General features: G+C 59.6%; 21 protein-coding genes. 13 read left to right on the top strand and 8 right to left on the bottom strand.

The window, feature by feature from the left end; all coding sequences use genetic code 11:
* Positions 1 to 26 precede the first annotated feature (26 nt).
* From ACN19L_RS08690 to ACN19L_RS08700, 3 genes are all read left to right on the top strand, one after another.
* Positions 27 to 728 carry a response regulator transcription factor gene (locus ACN19L_RS08690; RefSeq protein ID WP_426493571.1) on the top strand — a complete coding sequence of 234 codons (702 nt, stop codon included), beginning with the start codon at positions 27 to 29 and terminating at the stop codon, positions 726 to 728.
* Between the two features lie 102 nt (positions 729 to 830).
* Positions 831 to 1,907 carry a sensor histidine kinase gene (locus ACN19L_RS08695; protein WP_426493123.1) on the top strand — a complete coding sequence of 359 codons (1,077 nt, stop codon included), beginning with the start codon at positions 831 to 833 and terminating at the stop codon, positions 1,905 to 1,907.
* Positions 1,908 to 1,942: 35 nt separating this feature from the next.
* The gene (locus tag ACN19L_RS08700; RefSeq protein ID WP_426493124.1) at positions 1,943 to 2,656 is read left to right on the top strand and encodes an RluA family pseudouridine synthase; all 714 of its coding nucleotides are present in this window, start codon (positions 1,943 to 1,945) and stop codon (positions 2,654 to 2,656) included.
* A 79-nt stretch (positions 2,657 to 2,735) separates the two neighbouring features.
* On the opposite strand, the gene ACN19L_RS08705 is transcribed toward ACN19L_RS08700, so the two are convergent.
* On the bottom strand, positions 2,736 to 4,205 hold the full coding sequence (locus ACN19L_RS08705; protein WP_426493125.1) for a hypothetical protein: 1,470 nt from the start codon (positions 4,203 to 4,205) through the stop codon (positions 2,736 to 2,738).
* A 176-nt stretch (positions 4,206 to 4,381) separates the two neighbouring features.
* On the opposite strand from ACN19L_RS08705, the gene rplM reads away from it, so the two are divergent.
* The 7 genes from rplM (at position 4,382) to ACN19L_RS08740 (ending at position 9,085) form a co-directional block, all read left to right on the top strand.
* Positions 4,382 to 4,834: a 50S ribosomal protein L13 gene (gene rplM, locus ACN19L_RS08710; RefSeq protein ID WP_125417766.1), complete on the top strand. Its 453-nt coding sequence runs from the start codon at positions 4,382 to 4,384 to the stop codon at positions 4,832 to 4,834.
* A gap of 35 nt (positions 4,835 to 4,869) precedes the next feature.
* Positions 4,870 to 5,256, top strand: coding sequence for a 30S ribosomal protein S9 (rpsI, locus tag ACN19L_RS08715; RefSeq protein WP_044003175.1), 387 nt, complete (start codon positions 4,870 to 4,872; stop codon positions 5,254 to 5,256).
* 21 nt (positions 5,257 to 5,277) lie between these two features.
* Complete coding sequence (rpsB, locus tag ACN19L_RS08720; RefSeq protein ID WP_426493126.1) at positions 5,278 to 6,045, top strand: 30S ribosomal protein S2; 768 nt, start codon at positions 5,278 to 5,280, stop codon at positions 6,043 to 6,045.
* A 145-nt stretch (positions 6,046 to 6,190) separates the two neighbouring features.
* Positions 6,191 to 7,030, top strand: coding sequence for a translation elongation factor Ts (gene tsf / locus ACN19L_RS08725; protein WP_426493127.1), 840 nt, complete (start codon positions 6,191 to 6,193; stop codon positions 7,028 to 7,030).
* A gap of 655 nt (positions 7,031 to 7,685) precedes the next feature.
* The gene (locus tag ACN19L_RS08730) at positions 7,686 to 8,144 is read left to right on the top strand and encodes a carboxypeptidase-like regulatory domain-containing protein (RefSeq protein WP_426493128.1); all 459 of its coding nucleotides are present in this window, start codon (positions 7,686 to 7,688) and stop codon (positions 8,142 to 8,144) included.
* A 227-nt stretch (positions 8,145 to 8,371) separates the two neighbouring features.
* Positions 8,372 to 8,677: a hypothetical protein gene (locus tag ACN19L_RS08735; protein ID WP_426493129.1), complete on the top strand. Its 306-nt coding sequence runs from the start codon at positions 8,372 to 8,374 to the stop codon at positions 8,675 to 8,677.
* 39 nt (positions 8,678 to 8,716) lie between these two features.
* A complete protein-coding gene (locus ACN19L_RS08740) occupies positions 8,717 to 9,085 on the top strand; it encodes a hypothetical protein (RefSeq protein ID WP_426493130.1) in 369 nt (122 codons plus the stop codon).
* Positions 9,086 to 9,156: 71 nt separating this feature from the next.
* Here the strand turns inward: ACN19L_RS08740 and ACN19L_RS08745 are convergent, their stop codons facing one another.
* The 4 genes from ACN19L_RS08745 to ACN19L_RS08760 form a co-directional block, all read right to left on the bottom strand.
* Positions 9,157 to 10,203 (bottom strand): DUF3089 domain-containing protein, encoded by a 1,047-nt coding sequence (locus tag ACN19L_RS08745; RefSeq protein ID WP_426493131.1) that lies wholly within the window; start codon positions 10,201 to 10,203, stop codon positions 9,157 to 9,159.
* A 93-nt stretch (positions 10,204 to 10,296) separates the two neighbouring features.
* Complete coding sequence (locus tag ACN19L_RS08750; protein ID WP_426493132.1) at positions 10,297 to 11,430, bottom strand: hypothetical protein; 1,134 nt, start codon at positions 11,428 to 11,430, stop codon at positions 10,297 to 10,299.
* 33 nt (positions 11,431 to 11,463) lie between these two features.
* Positions 11,464 to 12,147: a hypothetical protein gene (locus ACN19L_RS08755; RefSeq protein ID WP_426493133.1), complete on the bottom strand. Its 684-nt coding sequence runs from the start codon at positions 12,145 to 12,147 to the stop codon at positions 11,464 to 11,466.
* Between the two features lie 84 nt (positions 12,148 to 12,231).
* Positions 12,232 to 12,477 (bottom strand): hypothetical protein, encoded by a 246-nt coding sequence (locus ACN19L_RS08760; RefSeq protein ID WP_426493134.1) that lies wholly within the window; start codon positions 12,475 to 12,477, stop codon positions 12,232 to 12,234.
* Between the two features lie 139 nt (positions 12,478 to 12,616).
* On the opposite strand from ACN19L_RS08760, the gene ACN19L_RS08765 reads away from it, so the two are divergent.
* On the top strand, positions 12,617 to 12,793 hold the full coding sequence (locus ACN19L_RS08765; RefSeq protein ID WP_196953907.1) for a hypothetical protein: 177 nt from the start codon (positions 12,617 to 12,619) through the stop codon (positions 12,791 to 12,793).
* Positions 12,794 to 12,869: 76 nt separating this feature from the next.
* On the opposite strand, the gene ACN19L_RS08770 is transcribed toward ACN19L_RS08765, so the two are convergent.
* The gene (locus tag ACN19L_RS08770) at positions 12,870 to 13,862 is read right to left on the bottom strand and encodes a YeiH family protein (RefSeq protein WP_426493135.1); all 993 of its coding nucleotides are present in this window, start codon (positions 13,860 to 13,862) and stop codon (positions 12,870 to 12,872) included.
* Positions 13,863 to 13,931: 69 nt separating this feature from the next.
* A complete protein-coding gene (locus ACN19L_RS08775) occupies positions 13,932 to 14,843 on the bottom strand; it encodes a LysR substrate-binding domain-containing protein (protein WP_426493136.1) in 912 nt (303 codons plus the stop codon).
* Positions 14,844 to 14,996: 153 nt separating this feature from the next.
* On the opposite strand from ACN19L_RS08775, the gene ACN19L_RS08780 reads away from it, so the two are divergent.
* The gene (locus ACN19L_RS08780) at positions 14,997 to 17,057 is read left to right on the top strand and encodes a prolyl oligopeptidase family serine peptidase (protein WP_426493137.1); all 2,061 of its coding nucleotides are present in this window, start codon (positions 14,997 to 14,999) and stop codon (positions 17,055 to 17,057) included.
* Between the two features lie 112 nt (positions 17,058 to 17,169).
* Here the strand turns inward: ACN19L_RS08780 and ACN19L_RS08785 are convergent, their stop codons facing one another.
* Positions 17,170 to 18,468, bottom strand: a complete 1,299-nt coding sequence (locus ACN19L_RS08785) for an MFS transporter (protein ID WP_426493138.1) — start codon at positions 18,466 to 18,468, stop codon at positions 17,170 to 17,172.
* A gap of 256 nt (positions 18,469 to 18,724) precedes the next feature.
* Here ACN19L_RS08785 and ACN19L_RS08790 point away from each other — a divergent pair, with 256 nt between their 5' ends.
* On the top strand, positions 18,725 to 20,203 hold the full coding sequence (locus ACN19L_RS08790; protein ID WP_426493139.1) for a M28 family peptidase: 1,479 nt from the start codon (positions 18,725 to 18,727) through the stop codon (positions 20,201 to 20,203).
* Positions 20,204 to 20,566: the final 363 nt, after the last annotated feature.

Consider the following 20,566-nt stretch of genomic DNA (forward strand, 5'->3'; position numbering starts at 1 on the left):
TGTTTTACCCTAAACCTCCCCGCCCCGTGCAACCAACCGCCAACCCCAACGCCTACAAAATTCTGGTAGTGGACGATGACCCCGACATCGTGGAACTGCTGGAGTACAACCTGCGCAAGGAAGGGTACGAGGTAGCCAGTGCCCCCGACGGCCGCAAAGCCCTGGAAATTGCGCCTCAATTTGGCCCCGATATTATTCTGCTGGACGTGATGATGCCGAACCTCGACGGTATTGCCGCCTGCCGTCAGTTGCGGGAGCAGCCCAAGTTCAAGGATACGTACATTATCTTCCTCACGGCCCGCGCGGAGGAATTTTCGGAGGTAGCCGCGTTTGATGCCGGCGCCGACGACTTTATTGCCAAACCCATCAAGCCCCGGGCCCTGCTTAGCCGCCTGGCTGCCTTCGTGCGCCGCGACAAAGACCCGCAGCAGACCTCGGATACCATTGAAATCAACGGCCTCAAAATCGACCGCACCGGCTTTGCCGTGTACCAAGACGGCCGCAAAATCTCCCTGCCTAAGAAGGAATTTGAGCTGCTGGCCTTCCTGGCGGCTTCTCCCCACAAAGTATTCGGCCGCGACGAGCTGCTGCAGAATATCTGGGGCAACGATGTGTTTGTGCTGGCCCGCACCGTGGACGTGCATGTGCGTAAAGTGCGCGAAAAAGTAGGCGACCACCACATCCAGACCATCAAAGGCGTCGGCTACAAGTTCAACACGGATAATTAAAACGAGAGCTGAATGATGAGTTATGAGAGATGAGTTGGCCGTTCAGCAGTTGTAGTAGCGCTAATTCATCTCTCATAACTCATCATTCAGCTCTCACGCAAAATGCGTTTCAACGTTTCCTCTCGCACCATTGCCATCCTGCTGTCGCTGCTGGTGGCGGCCGTGCTGACCACGCTGGCGTGGGTGGCACCTACGCTGCCGTTCGAGCAGGGCGTGCTGGCGGCGGGAATTACCGTAGCGGCCTGCTTTCTGCTGCTGTACCTAATGTTTGAGGCCCTGATTTTTCGGGAAATCAACAACATTTATGAGGGGCTGGAGAACATCAAGCGCAAGGAATTCCGGCGCATGTCGAACAAGTTTCTGTTCCGGCCGGAGCCCCTCAAGCGCATGCGCGACGAAATTCTGGACATGGCCCAGCGCCGGCAGCAGGAAATAGAGGAACTGCAGCGCCTGCAGGTGCTGCGCCGGGAGTTTCTGGCCGACGTATCGCACGAGCTGAAAACGCCCATTTTCGCCGCTCAGGGCTTTGTGCACACCATTCTGGACGATGATGAGGTGGACGAGTTCACCCGCAAGAAATTCCTGCAGAAAGCCGCCACCAGCCTCGACGCCCTGGATGCGCTGGTGCAGGACCTGGTGACCATCTCCCAGCTGGAAAAAGGCGTGGTGCGCATGCGCCGCCAGCGGTTTGACGTAGGGCAGCTGGTGCAGGATATTTTCGAGCAGCTGGAGCTGAAAGCCGCCCAGCGCCAGGTAACGCTCACGCTGGAACCAGCCGGTCCCGCAACCGAGCCCCTGCTGGTGGTAGCCGACCGAAACCGCATCCGGCAGGTACTCATCAACCTCATTGACAACGCCATCAAATACGGCCGCGAGCAGGGGCATGTGCGGGTAGCCCTGCAGCCCGCCGGTAAAAGTATGCGCGTGCGGGTACACGATGATGGGGAAGGTATTCCCAAGCAGTTTCAGAACCGCATCTTCGAGCGGTTTTACCGCATTGACAAGAGCCGCACGCGGGAGTCGCGCACGGCGGGGGGCTCGGGACTGGGGCTGGCCATCAGCAAGCACATTGTGGAGGCCCACAAATCAACAATTCGGGTACGAAGCGAGCCGGGGGCCGGCACTACGCTCGAGTTTAAGCTGCCCCGCCCCCGCCGCACACCGGAGCCGGCGGCTTGAGGTGAAGTGAAAGCCCCGTACCTTTGCAGCTCTTTATGAAGCTGCCCCATTTCGACGACCTGATTCTGTTTGAAGACGAAGATTTCGTCATCATCAACAAGCCCCCTTACCTCGCCACCCTCGACGAGCGGTTTGGCGGTGCCCCCAACATCCTGCGGCTGGCCCGTGAGAAGTACGACGACGTGCAGGCCTGCCACCGCCTTGATAAGGAAACCAGCGGTGCCTTGGCCCTGGCCAAAAACCCGGCGGCCTACCGCCACCTCGCCATGCAGTTCGAGGATCGGCAGGTGAAGAAGGTGTACCACGCCGTGGCCTGGGGCGTGCACCAATACGATGGCCTGCGCGTGGATCGGAGCATTGAAACCACCACCAAAGGCAAAGCCCGCCTGGCGTATAAAGGCAAGCCGGCCGTAACGCTGGTGCGTACCCTGGAAGCCTACGCTCGTCACACCCTGCTGGAGTGCCAGCCCATTACCGGCCGCATGCACCAGATCCGGCTGCACCTGGCGTACCTGCAGGCCCCCATCGTAGGCGACGGTATGTACGGCGGGGACGACTTTTACCTCTCGTCGCTCAAGAAGAAATTCAACATGAAGCAGGGCGAGGAAGAGCAGCCGTTCATCAAGCGTTTCGCGCTGCACGCCCGCCAGCTCACCTTCGCCAAACTAAACGGCGAGCAAGTGACAATTGAAGCCCCGTACCCCAAGGATTTCCGGGTGCTGGTGGAAACGCTGCAGCAGTATCAGTAAGCTGCGTAATCTTCTATTGAATACAGAAAAAAGCGGCTTCCGTGCACGGGAGCCGCTTTTTTCTGTGTTCAATAGAAGGCTAGATTTTTTCAAACACGGCAATTTTCACCGAGTCGTTCAGCACTTTACGGCGGTTGCGGGGCATAGCCGCGTACCAACGCAGCCGCAACTGCGGGTTATTCCGTAAAGTGGCCAGTGGCGTGTTGCCCTCCACCACGGCGTACCATTCGTCCCAGACTACCAAGCTCCCCGCAGGTAAGGGCCAGTCCTGCGCCTGTAAAGCTTCCGGGGGGCTGCGGCGCGGCCCGAAGGGGTCCAGCGGTGCGGCCACAGCCACGTATGGGTGCCAGAATACGACTTGGGAGCCGGCATGCTGGCGGGCGGCCCACCGGCCTGCGGCATCCAGTAGCAGCTGGTCGGAGGCACGCCCGAAGTCCCGCTCCCAGCGGAAAGCCACCCGGGACCCGCAAAACAGGAAGCCTATCACCGCTACCAGCAGCCCCACCCGAATGTAGGCCTGTGCCCGGCCGGATGCGCCCAGCAGACTGCACACCCACACCCCGCGCAGCACAATCAAACTCAACAAGGGCACCAGGCTGCACAACACCCGCACCAGCCCCAAAGAGCCAAACAGATTAAACATCCAGAAAACCGTGTGAGCTGCCAGGAAAACAACCACGCAGCCGTACACCAGCAGGAGCTCCGCCGTGAACAAAGGCGGCCGCAACCGCCTGTTGGGCTGCAGCCAGGCCCACACCATTCCGCCTCCACCCAACCAGAACAACCCGAACTGCACCCAGCCAATGGTATCCGCCAGACCAAGCACGAAGTGGGTTATGTGTCCCTTGGTAAAAAGGTAGTCCGGGTTTTGCACCGGGTAGGCGTTGCGCGTGAATACCCACAGAAAATCCTGGTACACGAACAGCCCGGCCACCCCATATACCACGAAGCCCAGCCCCAGCCAGGGCACCGCTTTCCAGTTGCGCGTCAGCAGCAGATAAACACCGTACACGCCCAGCAGCAGAAATCCCTCGGAGCGGGCAAAGGGCAGAAAGGAAAGTACCGCCGCGCCCCACGCTGCCCGCCCCCGCAGCGCCAGCGCCACGGCGGCCACTAGCACCACGCTAAACGTGGGCTCTGTCAGGCCCGAAAACTGCATCAGAAAGTAGTCGGGAGAAGCGTAGCAGAATACGACAACCAACCAGGGCCAGGGCAGCCGCAAGTGTCGGGCCGCGTCGTACGCCAGCCCCGAAGCCACGGCCACCAGCACGCATTGCAGTACCATCACGCCCCGCAGACCCAGCTGAGCCGGTCCGGCCATCAGCTCCACTACCAAGGGTTTCGACCATGACTCCAGAAAATTGCCGGGGTGCTGAAAGGCATACCGGGCAAACAGGTAATGGTGGATACTGTCGCCGGAATCATAGGTTCCCTGCGTGCACAGAGCCGTTGCCAATGATAACAGAAACAGCAGCAGCAACAGCCAATAGGCGCGGCGGTCGGGGGTAGCTGTTCCAAAGGGAACCAGACGCAAAGAAGATAAGGGCATAGAAAGGTAAAAGTACAGCCCGACTCCAAAGGCCCCAAACCCTACTACCCAACCCGTTCAGAGACAATAATTACCTGCTGGCTTGCATATTGGCAGAAAGCCGGTAACTTTGTGTCCGTTTTCCCCGAACTGTGTTCGGCTTCTTCTTCATTTTCAAACGCTTATCCTCCTCCCCAATGGATCATTTGAGCTTCAAGACGGTATCCGTCAACAAAGCCAACGCCAACAAGGGCTGGGTTGTGGTTGACGCCGCCGACGCTACCCTGGGTCGTCTCGCCAGCCAGATTGCCAACATGCTGCGTGGCAAGCACAAGCCCTCCTTTACGCCCAACTCGGATTGTGGCGACAACGTCATCGTTATCAATGCGGATAACCTGCGCGTGACCGGCAAAAAGCTGACCGACAAAATCTACATCACCCACTCGGGCTACCCCGGCGGTCAGAAGCGCATCAACCTGCGCGACAAGAAAGCCAAGGACTCGACCCGCGTGATTGAGCACGCTGTACGGGGCATGCTGCAAGGCAACAAACTGGGTGCCGAGCAGTTCCGCAACCTGTACGTGTACGCCGGCACGGCTCACCCCCACGAAGCTCAACAGCCCAAAGCTGTTTCTTTCACGAATCTCTAAGCCGTTAGTCGGCTCCCCCTTTAACTCTTCACTTAATGGAAATCTCCAATACCTCTGGTAGAAGAAAAACCTCGGTGGCCCGCATTTACATGCAGGCCGGGCAAGGGAATATCACTATCAACGGCCGGGACATCAAAGCGTACTTCAGCAATGAGCTCCTGGAAAACATCGTGAACCAGCCCTTGGCAACGGTCGAGCAAGTCGGCCAGTACGACATCAAGGTAAACGTGCGCGGTGGTGGCATCTCGGCTCAGGCTGAAGCCATCCGTCTGGCCATCTCGAAAGCCCTCGTAGGCGACAACGAAGAAGTTCGTCCCGCCCTGAAGAAAGAAGGCTTCCTGACCCGCGACCCGCGCATGGTGGAACGTAAGAAATTCGGTAAGCGCAAAGCTCGTCGTTCGTTCCAGTTCTCGAAACGCTAATATCTCCAGAGGAACCCTATCATGGCTCAGACCACCACGTATAAAGAACTGCTGGACGCCGGTGCCCACTTTGGTCACCTTACGCGCAAGTGGGACCCGAAAATGGCGCCGTACATCTTCATGGAGAAGAACGGCATCCATATCATTGACCTGAACAAAACCCTCGTTTCGCTCGACCACGCTGCTGCGGCTATCCGCAACATCGCCAAGAGCGGCCGGAAGGTGCTGTTTGTGGCCACCAAAAAGCAGGCGCAGGAAATAGTTACGGAAGAAGCCAAGCGCCTGAAAATGCCTTTCGTTACGGACCGCTGGTTGGGTGGCATGCTCACCAACTTTGCGACCGTACGCAAGTCGCTGAAGAAGATGAGCACCATCGACAAGATGGTGAAGGAAAACACGGCCTACGCGGCTCTCGCCAAGCGCGAGAAGCTGATGATGTCGCGTGAGCGGGAGAAGCTGGAGCGCGTACTGGGCGGCATTGCCGACCTGAGCCGCCTGCCCGCCGCTCTGTTCGTAGTGGACGTGAAGCGTGAGCACATTGCCGTGAAAGAAGCTCAGAAGCTGGGCATTCCGGTATTCGCCATCGTGGATACGAACTCGAACCCCGAGCTGGTGCAGTTCCCCATCCCGGCTAACGACGACGCCTCGAAATCTATCCAACTGATCATCAGCGTAATCGGCAAGGCTATCGAAGATGGTCTGTCGGAGCGCAAAGTGGACAAGGAAGACGCCGACAAGAAGCAAGCCGAAGAAGAAGGCATCCAGGAGAAGCAAGCTGCCGACGAATAGGCCAGCGCCCCTCCACCGAAAAGGGAACATGCGAAGCACTCGGCTCCGGTGTTCCCTTTTTCTTTAACCAGGGTCGGAGCTTCATAGCTCCATCCTTGCTTTTCCCCTCGAAATACCCTCTCAAACCAACATACAACTCACAACAATGGCCGCTATTACCGCCGCAGACGTGAACAAGCTGCGCACCATGACCGGTGCCGGCATGATGGATTGCAAAAAAGCGCTGACCGAAGCCAACGGTGACTTCGAAGCTGCCCGCGACATTCTGCGTAAGCAGGGTCAGAAAATTGCCGACAAGCGTTCCGAGAATACCACTTCGGAAGGTCTTGTGCTGGCTGCCGTAAGCGAAGACGGTACCAATGGCAAACTGATTGCTCTGGCTTGCGAAACCGAGCCCGTTGCGAAAGTTGAAGACTTCAAAAACCTGGCGCAGCAGATTCTGGCTACGGCCGTGAAAACCAACGCCGCTACTAAAGAAGAGCTGCTGGCTGCTCCCCAGGAGGATGGCCGTTCGCTGCAGGAGCACATCACCGACCTGATGGGCAAAATCGGCGAGAAACTGGACGTGGTAGCCTACGAAAACGTAACGGCTGAGAAAGTCGCTTCTTACATCCACTCGGATAACAAGAAGGGCGTTCTGGTAGCTATGAAGAATGTAGGTGGTGCCGACGTAGCCGCCGTAGGCCGCGATGTAGCCATGCAGATTGTGGCCATGCGCCCCGTAGCCCTCGACAAAGACGGCGTGGACGCCGCTACCATCGAGCGTGAAATCGAAATCGGCAAAGAGCAGGCGCGTGCTGAAGGCAAGCCCGAGGCTATGCTGGAGAAAATTGCGCAGGGCAAGCTGAACAAGTTCTACAAAGAGAACACCCTGCTCAACCAGGAGTTCGTGAAGGACAACTCGGTGACCATCGCCCAGCTGCTCGACAAGACCCAGAAAGGCCTGACCATCTCTGACTTCAAGCGCGTAGCCATCGTAGGCTAAGCTTAAGTTCCACTTTTGAAAAGAGCCCGTTGGTTGTATAACCAACGGGCTCTTTTTTTTACCTGAAAGGATCATCCCTATGCACGCATTAATAGTACTTCTCCAAGCTCAACAGTAATGCTCCTTAAATTAGCAAAAAGTAATAAAGCAGTTTTTTATATAATAATTATACAATATTTTACAAGATAAATAATTTACTGATAAAGTTACATTTCACCACAGGTGATGAATTTCACTAAATTTTTCCCAATAATAGAATCATGTATTTACATACGATTAATAGAACTTAACCTGGCAAGAACCCGTATTCAACGAATATAAAGTCTTTTTGTGCTCTATTACTGGCTATAAATGGGGTTTATAACACAATTTTGTGTCCTGCTCTGTTCGTGTCACAAGTAAGCACGCCACACCAAATTGTCCCAGAATGAAACTAAGCGCGTACCCATTCCATGCTACCACCGGTGAACTTCTGCCAGCTTATCGTGACGCCTATTTGCGTGGTGATCTGACGAGCGAGAATACGGAGTTGGTTGACAAATTTTTAAAAGAAAACCGTGATAAGGGTGACGAAACACTACGGCGTTTCTATGAACTGAATCAGAAGGGGCACCACGTAAGGCCCGTAGGCTGGGTGCAGCGCCAGTTTGAGCTGATGCGTACCGAGCCGGAACGGTTTCGTCGGCGGGCGGCGTCTTTGCTACTTGGTGGTGCCTTGGTGAGCGGTGCAGTACTGGCCAACACGAACCTGCCGACGGCTGCTGACAATACGCCCGTTGTTGCTGATGCCTCTACCGTGGAAATGCCCGCTGCCGCTGAAGCCGCCGCTTCCTTGCGCATGGTCACGGTAAAAGGCCGGATTCTGGATGAGAACGGACACCCGCTGATTGGAGCTACTGTACTGCAGAAAGGCACTAACCGGGGCGTAAGCACCGATGCTGATGGCAACTATGCCTTGCGGGTACCCATTCAGCAGAAAGCCACGCTGCAGTACGGGTACGCTGGCTATACCGAGGAAGAATTGATGATTCGGAACGGTTCTACTACCAACGTAACGCTACTGCCGAAAGCTGCTAGTGCCAAAGCAGCCAAGAAGCGCTGGCTGTTCTTTTAGCCGAACTTTATCCTGTGGGCAGTAAATCCACTTACTGCTGCTGGTAGCTGGCTGCTTACCAATGCTTCGCAAAGCACTCTGCCCCATTTTTTTAGCTGATACTGGCTTGCATGAGATTTCCTTTCCTGCATAAGCTTACCGTAAAGAAAATTACGGGGGATGCTTCGGGAGTTGAGAGGCAACACGCGGAGGCACTTTTGATGGCGCTTCGGCGGGAGCTACCAGAGTTGCTGACCACCGCTGTGGTGGAGGTGCAATCGGGTAAAACGCTCGTAGCCTACACTGCCACTGCCGATCTTGATCCGTACAAACTCAACAGCCGATATGCTGGCTTCATTCGGCAAACCCGGCAATTCCTGACGCAGCCGTGGCTATCTAATCAACAGTTCACCGACTTGGTATTCCTGCTGGATGACCATCTGCACTGCTTACGAACTACCTCGGCTGGACACTGGCTATACTACGTGGTAGTCAGGAGTGCCGATACCAACTTGGCGTTGGTGCGGGAAATAATGCGGCGCTGCGCTAGTTAGTTTTTCGTCTTTTTTCAACAACACTTTCCCTTCATTATCATGTCCGTAATTACTCCTAACCAAGCCGTTCAAAACATTCTGAAGGAACTGCCTTCTTTGGTAGCTGTAGCCGTAGTAGAAACCGAGACTGGTATGCCACTGGCCCACCATTCCAACATGGCTTCTTTTGATGCAGAGACAGCTGCTGCCTACAATACGGAAGTTGTAAAGCAGAAACTGAAAGCTATTCAGGCGCTGAAACTGGATCAGGTAATTCAGGACATTCTGCTGACGCTGACGGACCAGCTGCACCTGCTGAAGTTATCGGCCGATGGCAGCAAATTCATTTACCTGGCCGTTAATTCGCGCGATACGAACCTGGCCATGGCTCGTCAGATTCTGAAAAGCCAGACTGCCGTACTCAACTAAGTAGTTGGCTAACCATCCAAAAAAGCCCCGCTGGCAGCTGCCAGCGGGGCTTTTTTATTATCTGCTACACCCTACTGCCCGCCTATGAGCATGCGGTAGGCTCGTACCCGAGCAGCGGCATTCTGGCGGATGTTGGCGTAGAACAGGGCATAATCGGCAATGTGGAAGGAGTGGCGCAACTCGGGGCGGCCGGGCAGCAGGAAGCGGGGGTAGCCCTTGGGAGCGGGCGGATGCACCCACACCAGCCCATCCTGCACTTTGGCATCCACCACGCGCTTGTCCAGGCGGTTAAAGTCCATTGGGACGCCGCCCAGGTTGAGGCGGGCGGGAGCCGTAACCGTATCGCGCGACCAGGTAAGAGGATTTACGGCTACTCCGTTGGCGAAGGGCTCGTACGTGTTGCCCCAGGCCACAGTGTTCCAGGCCACGAAACAGCCGGTTTGGGTAGAGTCTTCGCAAGGGCGTAGCACCTGGTATTCATCGGGCTTTACTTTGAAGCCGATGAGGTAGGCGGCCACCAACCGGCGGCGCAGTTTGGGGTCGTTATCGAAGAAATCGTGCAACAGGCGGGTGGCATGCACCGTGCCCTGGCTATGACCGGCAATGATGACGGGGCGGCCCTGGTTGTAATTATCGAGGTAAAACTGGAAGGCCGACTTGACATCGGTGTACGCCAGGTCGATGGCCTCCCGCCCACTCTCATCCTTGCTATCGAAGAAGGAGAACAGCGTAGCCTGACGGTAGCGGGGCGCGTACACCCGGGCGGTACTGTTAAATACCGTGGCCTGCCCCCGGATTGTGGATTCATCGGTGAAGCGGTTCAGACGCTCATCGGTGAGGCTGGCGTTCCACTGCCTGCGCCAGTAGTAAGTGGTTGGGTGAATGAAGAACACGTCAGCGGGAGCGTCGCGCTGCCGGTCGCGCAGCAGGGTGCCGCGCGGCACTACATCGGCCGAGTCGCGGCGGTCGGGCAAAGCGGCCCAGTTGCCTTCCATGCGGTAATCGGGGGCATCCGGGGCCGGGGCCTGGGTGAACTCCCGAGCGGGCTTCAAAACGGTCAGGCAGGAACTGAGGCAGGCCACTCCGGCCAGCAGTAAACAGCGAAATAAGGTGCGCATGAGTAATAGAACAGATCCGGCAGGGGGTAAAAACGCGCCCGCACGCCGCCGGTTGCAGGCAGCAGGCGGGCGCGGCCAAAAAAGCCGAAGCCGTTAGTCGAGAAAGTTGTTTTCCAGCAGCTTTTCCTGGCGCAGATACACCATTTTGAAGTTTTTGTCAAACCGTATCCGCACCTGAGCCGCCGTCTGCTGGCGCTTCTGCAGAGACTGGCGCAACGCCGTGCTTCGCTCCACGAACGTGACCACCCGGGAGCCATCGGCCACGGGCGGACTCACCTTCAATGTGCCGGGCTCAATAGTTGACTGTCCTTCCAGAAACTCCGGGAAATGCGTTTTTTCGAGCTCTGCGTTGATAGCCGCCGGCGTTGTGTTCTGCAGCAGGTAAAACCGCTCCACTTTCGGCGCAAAGTATGCCGACGCCGAGAAGGGAGCAGCCTGCAAATCGGCATAATAGTTTTGCAGGGTACTCTCAATACGCGCCTGGGCGGCGCTTTCATCCACAACCGGGGCCGCTACGGGTGGCTCGTCGGCAGGAGCAGTTGAGGCCGGCGCCACTGCTGAGTCGGGTGGAAGCACGGGTACGGCCGGGGCCACGCGCACAGTTTCCGGGGCGGCGGCTGGAGGCAGGTCAATCTGCTCGGCCTGGGGGCCTACTTCAGGAGCCACCGCTACCGAGTCGGCGGCGGTGAGCGTGGTGCTGGACAAGCGCTCCGACTCCCGGTTGCCCAGCAGCAAATACGCCACCAGAGCCAGCAGCAGCACAATACCACCCACCACCAGAATGGTTCCCAAGGGGCTCTTGGCCGGGGCAGTATAGGCTGCGTCCGCCACATACTCCTCCTCCGTAGCCGGCGCTGCAGTTGTTACAAAAGCGTCATCCTGACTGGGTGAAGCTCCGGGACGGCCCGCTTCCAGCGGATGCGAGATGCCCGGCGTGGAAACGGGCGGCGTGGGTGGCAGTGGCTGCGAGTAATCGGGCACCGGCCCGGTCGTTACGGGCGGCAGCAGCGGCTCCGATACCGGGGCCGCTATGGTCGTTGGCTCGGCGGGTGGGGGTACCGGAGAAACGGGCGGTCCGGGTACCGACGAAGCGACGGAAGCGCCCGGAGCCGGATTATTAAACACCAGCTTCTGCTTCAGCTCCGCAAACTCCTGCGGCGTAATGGTACCCGCATCCAGCCACTCCTTGAGTTGGCGCAGGGTATCGAGAGAGGAATCTTTTTCCATGAACAAGGGGCCCGGGAGGGCAGCAACGGCGCGTTATTTCCGGTCGAGGTTGGTGAGGCGGGCGCGGCGGCGCTCCAGCTGCTGTTTACGCAATTCCATGAGGCGGGCGTTGTCCAGGAGCTTTACGGAATCCTCGGCCGATTTCAGCTTGTTGTCGATGTTCTGCTTTTTGAGCTGCTCAATCTTCTCCAGGTTGGCCTTGGTGTTGCCTGCCAGGCTCACCCGCTCTTTTTCCAGCTTTTCTTTATCCTTCTCGGCGGTGGCCAGCTGCTTTTCAGCTTCAGTAATCTGCTCCCGATAAGCCTTCAGGCGGGCCGCCGCGGCAAAACTCTGCACAATGGTGCGCAAAGAGCTGAACTCCGAAGGCGTACCCGCGGCCGACAGAAACGAATCGGGGCCCATAGCCGCCCATACCGACAGCTCCGCTACGGTATCGGCCGGGGCCGTAACGGTGGAGTACAAATCCAGCAGCTTGCCGCTGATGCTGGACATGGGCACCTGCTTGGCGGCCAGCACATCCTTCTTGCCCACGCCAAACACGCCGTCGCCCTTCAGCCTGATGTTGTAGGTATCCTTCAGCCAGCTTTGCCAGAAGTCGCGCGTCCACTGGGCCGAGCCGTCAATCTGCACTTTCAGCGCTTCCCGCTCCCGCTTATCGGCGTTGACGCTGCTGGTGCGAACCTCGTACAGTTGCGCCCGGGCAGCGGATGAGCTCATTAGAGCTGCTATGGTGAGAGCAAGCAAAAGAAGCCGGTTCATGAGCAAGGGGTTGTAAGGTGAAAAGAAACTACCGGGCGGGCATCAAATGCCGTGCCGGTCGAAGGCGGCCTGCAAATCCTGCTGCATACTCTTGAAGCGCTGCACCGCGGCCTGCACAAACTCTTCATCCAGGAGCTGGTGGATGTCATCCTCGCTGGTCAGGTCCAGCTCACTCACTTTGTAGGTTTGCTCGAACGAGCCTTTCTCCAGCTTGATGAGGTATTTGCCGTTCCAACTAAACAAGGTGATTTTGGCCTCCGGATGAGGAATAATGGCGAGCTGACGCATAGCAGAAGCGGGATAAATGAGCGGGGCGAAGATACGCAGCTGCCCGCAACCCCACCCGCAAGCTCAGCATAACACCCTCGGCGGGCCCGCGTATTACCGGGTAGCACCTTATGTTTCACCTTTTCAACTGATTTGCATCATGCCACAGGGAGATAAATCGGCCTACACCGACAAGCAGAAACGGCAGGCTGAGCACATTGAAGAGAGCTACGAGCAGCGCGGCGTATCGGAAGAAGAAGCCGAGAAACGCGCCTGGGCTACCGTCAACAAACAAGACGGCGGCGGGAAGAAAAGCGGCTCGGGCCGCAAGAACTAACCTGAATGCGCCAAACCAGAACAGCCCTGCCGGAGTGTCCGGCAGGGCTGTTCTGATTTGGCGTATGGCTTGGCTGTTATGTGTGCAAAATCACGTACAGGGACACCGATGAAATAACCACCCACAGCAGCACGCCCAAGCCAAACGGCTTCGCCCCTACCGATTTGATGGCATTCAGGGAAAGCCCGGCCCCGATAAAGAACAGCGTGACGGTAAGGCCTAGTCGGGCCACCTGCACCAGCCAGGGGCCCACATAGTGCGTAGCCGGCACGTAGGTATTGAGCAGCATGGCACCAATGAAACCCAGAATAAACCAGGGAATTTTCACCTTCACATCCTTTTGCCGGAAGGCCAAGGCCGTACCCAGCGCCACCGGAATAATCCAGAGGGCGCGGGCCAGCTTCACGGTGGTGGCTATATCCAGCGCCTCTTTGCCGTAGGCAGCCGCGGCCCCCACTACCGAGGAGGTATCATGAATGGCAATGGCGCACCACAACCCGAATTGCTGTTGCGAGAGGTTGAAGGCGTGCCCAATGGCCGGAAAAAGGAACAGCGCCAACGCATTCAGCACGAACACCGTGGCCAGCGCCACCGACATTTCCTCATCCTTGGCGCGTACTACCGGCCCCACCGCCGCAATGGCCGAACCGCCGCAAATAGCAGTGCCGCAGGAAATGAGGTGGGTGAGATGACGCCCCAGCTTCAGCCAGCGCCCAGCCACGTAACCCAGCAGCAGCGTACCGAAGATGGAGCACACCGTAAACAGGATGCCCTGCCGGCCGGCCTGCACCGCGGAGTAGGCATTCATCCCGAAACCGAGCCCGATAACGGAATACTGCAGCAGCCTGGCCGTGTACTTCTTGGTGAAGGCGGGAAACGGATTGCCCACCGTTTGGGCCAGCACCAAGCCTAGCGCCAGCGCAACGGGCGGCGAAGCCCAGGGCGTGAGGCAGAACACCAGAAATACCGCAAACACGGTACGAGGGAGCCACTGCTTATCGGGGTGGGCAATGGTGGCAACGGCGGCAGGCGCTGCAGCGCGGGGTGGAGCGGGCAGGGTGGCTTTCATGGGTGAGCTGAAGTGGGTGCTTCAACCCAAAAGTACGGTCCCACCTAGTTCCCTGATAATCTAAAATAGTTATGCGTTATTACCTGAAGTTATAGCTTGCTGGATGTAGCGCAGAAACCGCTCGGCGGGCCGGGGCAGCGGCTGCCCCTGAATCCAGAGGCTTTCGAACTGCCGCTGCAGCTGCAGGCCCGCAATGGGCACTTCCTCCAGCAGCCCCGCCGCCAGCTCCCGCGTAAGGGCCCGCCTCGAAACGAAGCCCAGCGCCTGGGGGGCGGCCTCCAGGTAGGTTTTGATGGCCTCGGTATTATCGAAATAGAAAGCTACCGACAGGCTGGCCAGCCGGATACCCCGCTCCCGCAACGCAAATTCCAGCACCTCCAGCGTGCCCGAGCCCCGCTCCCGCAGCACCAGCGGGTGGGCCAGCGCCTCGGCCAACGGCAGGGGCTGCGCGGGCGGGCCAGCTGGAGTGGCCTGGCGCACGGCAATCAACTCATCATCCAGCAGCGGCTCGTAGTGCAGGTCCCGGCTTTTAGAGCGACCTTCCACGAAGCCTACATCGAGCTGGCCGGCCAGCAGCGCCTCGGCAATCTGCTCGGAGTTGCCGTTGAGCAGCGTCAGCTCCACCTGCGGGTAGCGTTGCTGAAACCCGGGCAGGATGGCGGGCAGCACGTACTGGCTGATGGTGGTGCTGGCGCCCAGACGCAGACGGCCGGCCGCCTCCCCGTGCAGGTTGTGCAACTGCTCAGTGAGGTGCTGGTGGAGCTGTTCCACTTCGTCGGCGTGGCGGAGCAGCAGGGTGCCGGCTTCGGTGAGGCTGATGCGGTTGCCGCGGCGCTCAAACAGCCGCTGCCCGTAGGTACGCTCCAGCTCCCGGATGTGCTTGGTAATGGCGGGCTGGGTGATGTACAGCTCCTGGGCTGCCCGGGTAAAGCTCAGGTGCCGGGCTACCGCCTGAAACACGCGAAGTCGGAAATCGGGCATAAGGGTGCGTGCTGGTACTGACGGTAAGCGAACAGTGCGTTGGTTGCGAAGCAGGCAGCTGAACCGGAAGGAGTACATTTGTCTTCCCTCCCACCGCAGCGGGCCGCCGCTCGCACTACCTATTCTTTTTTCGCAAGCTACAGCATGCGCTACATGAAACGAAACCTATTGACTGCGCTGGCGCTGCTGCCGCTGGCCGCCGCTGCCCAAACCGGCAGCGTGTACACGCCCGAGCTGCTCTGGAAGCTGGGCCGCCTGGGCGAAATGCAGGTGTCGCCGGACCGCAAAACGGTGGCCTATACCGTGACGCGCTACAACCTGGCCGATAACAAGGGCCAGTCCGACATCTGGCTGGTACCCGTGGCCGGCGGTGCGGCCCGGCAGCTCACCAACACGCCCACCGTTTCCGAAAACACCCTAAACTGGCGGCCTGATGGCAAGCTGACCTTTTTGAGCGGGGAAAGTGGCACCGACCAGCTGTACGTAATGAATGCCGACGGCTCGGGTAAGCAGCTGCTGAGCCAGTTCCCCGACGAAGGCCTGAGCAACCTGAAGCTGGCTCCCAAGGCCAACTTTGTGCTGTACACCCAGGACGTGAAAACCGGTAAATCGGTGCAGGACTGGTACCCCGACCTGCCCAAAGCCGACGCCAAAATTATCGACGACCTGAACTACCGCCACTGGAACGTGTGGGACGACTACAAGGCCTCGCACGTGTTCTTCCAGCCCGTAGGGGACGATGGCAAGCCCACCGGCTACGGCAAGGATGTAATGGCCGGGGAGAAGTTCGACTCGCCGCTGCAGCCGCTGGGTGGCTCCGAGCAGCTCAACTTCGCGCCCGACGGGTACCGGCTGGCCTACACCTCGCGCAAGCTCACGGGCAAGGCCGAAGCGGAAAGCACCAACTCCGACATTTACCTCTACGATGTGCGCACCGGCCAGACCCAGAACCTGAGCGAGGGCCTGGGCGGCTACGATACGGAGCCGGTATTTTCGCCCGATGGCTCGAAGGTGGCCTGGTTGAGCATGGCTACGCCGGGCTTCGAGTCGGACCGCAACGGCGTGGTGGTGTACGATTTCAAGACCCAGAAGCGCGAGGACGTAACCAAGGGCTCGGAGCAGAGCGCCGCCAACCTGCGCTGGAGCCTTGATGGCAAGACGCTGTACTTCGTGAGCCCGCTGGAAGGCACCGAGCAGCTGTTCAGTGTGCCCGCCAAGGGCGGCAAGGTGCAGCAGCTCAGCAAGGGCGCGTTCAACTACAACAGCTTCGAGCTGGCCGGCCCCGGCGTGGCCATCGTCAGCAGAACCACCCAGGCCAGCCCCGCCGACCTGGTGCGCGTGGACCTGAAAACCGGCCGCGAAACGGCCCTTACACGCATCAATGAGCAGGAGCTGGCCGGCGTAAAAACCGGCAAAACCGAAGCCCGCTGGGTGAAGACCACCGACGGTAAGCAGATGCAGGTGTACGTCATCTATCCGCCTGATTTCGACCCCGCCAAGAAATACCCGGCGTTGCTCTACTGCCAGGGCGGCCCCCAGAGCCCCATTACCCAGAGCTTCAGCTACCGCTGGAACTTTCAGCTGCTGGCCGCCAACGGCTACATTGTGGTAGCGCCCAACCGCCGCGGCCTGCCCGGCTTCGGCACCGAGTGGAACAACAGCATCTCGGGCGACTGGGGCGGGCAGCCCATCCGGGACTACCTCTCGGCCATCGACAACGTGAGTGCCGAGCCTTATGTGGACAAGGCCCGCCTGGGCTGCGTGGGGGCCAGCTACGGCGGCTACTCGGTGTACCTGCTGGCCGGCAAGCACGAGGGTCGCTTTAAGACGTTTATTGCCCACTGCGGCCTCTACAACCTCACCAGCTGGTATCCCAGCACCGAGGAAATGTTCTTCGCCAAGCAGGATATTGGGGCCGCCCCTTGGGAAACGCCGCTGCACAAGAGCTACACCGATTTCAACCCCCAGTTGTTCGCCAAAAACTGGGATACGCCCATCCTGGTGATTCACGGCGGCAAGGATTTCCGGGTGCCAGAGGGCCAGGGCATGGAGGCCTTCGGCACGGCCCAGCTGCGCGGTATTCCGAGCCGCTTCCTGTACTTCCCCAACGAGGGCCACTGGATTGGCAAGCCCCAGAACTCGGTGCTGTGGAACCGGGTGTTCTTCGACTGGCTGGGCCGCACGCTCAAGCCGGAAGCTTCCGCCGCGAAGTAACGTTCTGAGCTGAAATTTCCATTTTTGCTGTCACTCTGAAAACGCAAGCCTTGGCAACGGGGCTTGCGTTTCTGCTGTTCTGCCAGCCCTGAGAACTTATAGCTCGCCCTTGTTAGTGCGGCAAGCTGCCGGGCACCGGCGCAACTGGCCGCGGCAGCGGCTGCCGCCATACCAAGGCCAGCAAGGCAAGCACCACCACACCGCACCCCACTCCCAGCACCGGGGCCGATACAACCTGCAGGGCCCAACCGGTAACGTAGGAGCCCGCCACGCCGCACAGATTCACCAGGGCCATGTAGGTGGTAAACTGGGAGCCTTCGATGCGGGGGCGGCACAGGCCCATAAGCAGGGGCAGCGCGGCCACGCTCAGGCTGGGGTCGGCCATGTTCCAGACGAGCAGGCCCAGCGTGGCTACCGGTTTGTAGTGCCAGGCAAAGCTCAGGGCGCAAAACACCACCAGAAAGCTCGCCAGCCCCAGCATTACCCACCGCAGCAACCGGGCCGCCCCCACCCGGTCGGCCAGCGCGCCGCCGGCCACCAGCAGGCCCAGAGTGGCCGCGCTGCCCCAGCTGCCCTGCAAAATCGACACTTCCCCATCGGCCCAGTGCAGCCGCTGAATGAGGTGGTAGGAATAGGCCCAGCCAAAAGCGCCAAAGCAGAGGTAGGCCAGGGCAATGATGCCGAACAGCAGCAGGGTGCGCGGCTCCGTAATGGCCCGGTACAACTCCCGGAACAGCCAGCTTAGGGGCGGATTATCGGCGTGGCGGCGGGCGGTAGCGGGCAGCGCCCCGAAGCGGGGCAGCAGCCGGTCGGTGCGCTCCAGCCGAACAAAGAACGTAAGCACCGTGAAAGCCAGCAGCGCCCCCGACTGCGCCAGCGCGGCCTGAAAGAACCCGTAACGGTGCAGCATCCAGGACAAACCAGCGGCCCCCAGGGAGGACCCCAGCAGAAAACCACCCCGCATACACCCATTAACCCGGCCCCGCTCAGCTTCGGGCACCACGGCAATGGCAATGGCATCCACGCTGGCATCCTGTACGGAGGCAAACACACTGTGCACCACAAACGCCAGCAGCAGCAGCCGCATCTGCGCAACCGGGTCGCGCACCAGCAGCAGCACCAGCGAGGCCAGCGCCGCGACCAGCTGCGTGAGCACCACCCACTGCTTGCGCTGCCCCAGCACCGATTCCTGGTACTTATCAATCAGGGGGCCCCACACAAATTGCAGCGTCCAGGGCAGGCCCACGGCCGCCGAAAACGACGCCACTACCGGGGCGCTCAGCCCCTGCCCCGTCAGGTAGTTAACCACCGCCGTAAGCCCAAAGCCCGCCGGAATGCCCTGCATGATGTAGAGGTAGAAGAAGGTAAAGTACCGCAAGCGGGCACTTTCGCGAAGAACCAGGGAAGCCACAAGCTATAGGGGAGGTAGAGATGGAATGAAACAGAGCGGAATATAGCACAGCGCTTCCGCAGCCCCGGCCAAATAAGCTGCTCATTCTCAGCAACGCCCGGCCGGCCGTTGCTGAGCGGGCCTTTTTCACGTAGCTTTCCTTTTTCACCCAGTGGCGTGCAGTGGGTGGCGCAGGGTCTCGGGGTAACCCTTTACTGCGAAACCCTGCGTGACCCACTGCGAATCACTGCGCCACCCACTGCGAGAAGTTTACTGTATGACCCCATTTCCTATTCACCGACTGCTGCTGGCCGGCCTATTGGCTACTGCTCCGCTGCTAGCCCCGGCCCAGAAAAAACCCGCCAACGCCCTCGGCGCCATTAAGGAAGCCGACATCAAGGCCGACCTCTTTGCCTTGGCCGACGACAAGTACCGGGGCCGGGAGGGCGGCACCCTGGATGAGCTGCGGGCCAGTATGTGGCTGGCCGAGAAGATGCGCGCCCTGGGCCTGCAGCCCGCCGGTGACGACGGTACTTTCTTCCAGTTCTTTAACCTGCAGCGCACCCGCCTCACCAAAACCAGTCGCCTGAGCATCGGCACGCACCAGCTGCGGCCCAACCACGATGCGCTGGTATTTGCGCCCACCACCTACGCCGTGCAGGCCCCGCTGGTGTACGTGGGCACAGGCACGGCCGCCGAGCTGGCCAAAACCGACATCAAAGGCAAGGCCGTGGCCCTGCTGTTCTCCGGCAACCCCGCGGCCGATATGAGCTTCCGGCGCTACCTGAGCCAGGTGCTGCGCGATAAGTCGGCGGAGCTGCTGAAGGCCGGGGCGGTGGCCGTGGTATTCGTATCCGACGACCGGGCCCAGAACATTTACGAGCACTGGGGCCACACCTACGAGCGGGGCCGCTACGGCCTGCCCGGCGACGCCAACGTGGCCGCCGTGACTACCGCCCCTACCCTGCTGCTGCCCAGCAGCGCCCTGAGCTGGGTGCAGCAGGCCGGCCAGCAGTTCACGGCTGACTTGCGCACCGAGTCGTTCCAGTATCCTTCGGTGAACATTGTGGCTACTGTACCCGGCACCGATGCCCAGCTCAAGAACGAGTACGTGCTGTTCAGCACCCACCAGGACCACGATGGGGTGCGTGAGGCGGTGCAGGGCGACTCCATCTGGAACGGGGCCGACGACAACGCCACCGGCTGCGCGTCCCTGTTGGCCATTATGCGGGCCTATAAGCAGCAACCAGCCCGCCGCTCGGCGCTGTTCGTGTTTCACGGGGCCGAGGAACGGGGCCTGCTGGGTTCCCGCTACTACTCGGCCAAGCCCACCGTGCCGCAGAAGAGCATTGTAGCGGTGCTGAATGCCGAAATGATGGGCCGCAACGCCCCTGATTCGGCCGCGCTGCTGGGCGCCACTCCGCCCCACCGCAACTCCCTGGATTTGGTAAACCTGGCCCTGGCCGCCAACCAGCAGGGCCCGAAATTCAAGCTGGATACCGAGTGGGACAAGGCCACCCACCCCGAGGGCTGGTACTTCCGCTCCGACCACCTGCCCTACGCCCGCCTGGGCATTCCGGCCGTGATGTACACCTCTTGGCTGCACTCCGACTACCACACGCCCAAGGACGAAGCCAGCCGCATCAACTATTCCAAACTCCTGCGCATGACCCAGTGGATGTACCTCACCGGCTGGGCCGTGGCCAACCGCCCCGCCCCGCCCGCCCGGGAGCCGGGTTTCAAGCTGGAACGGTAAGTAGCAGCCCCCAGCAACGAGGCGCTGGCTGATGCATCGGCATCGGCCAGCGCCTTGTTGTTTCTGCTGTACCCCTGACGCCAACAGCTGCCGCCGGGAGCAGAGGCGCGACACTTCGCGTCTCGTCGTCAGGACGACCTACCAGAACTGTGGTTCCGGCCGAGAAGGCGCTTGATGGAAACATTCGGAACTACACCCAGATACTTTCACCAGGTCCCCTTCTTCGCCGGAATGGCAGGAAAAGCGACTGCAGCCAGGCCAAAACACCCAGTGTCGCGGCCCCATGACCAGTGCCTGCGCGTTGGTTGAGGCAGTCCGGGCAGACCAAAGGATAACAACTGCCAACCTATGCCGTCGGTTTTA

The sequence above is a fragment of the Hymenobacter sp. 102 genome, from assembly GCF_049949205.1.
Classification (GTDB): domain Bacteria; phylum Bacteroidota; class Bacteroidia; order Cytophagales; family Hymenobacteraceae; genus Hymenobacter.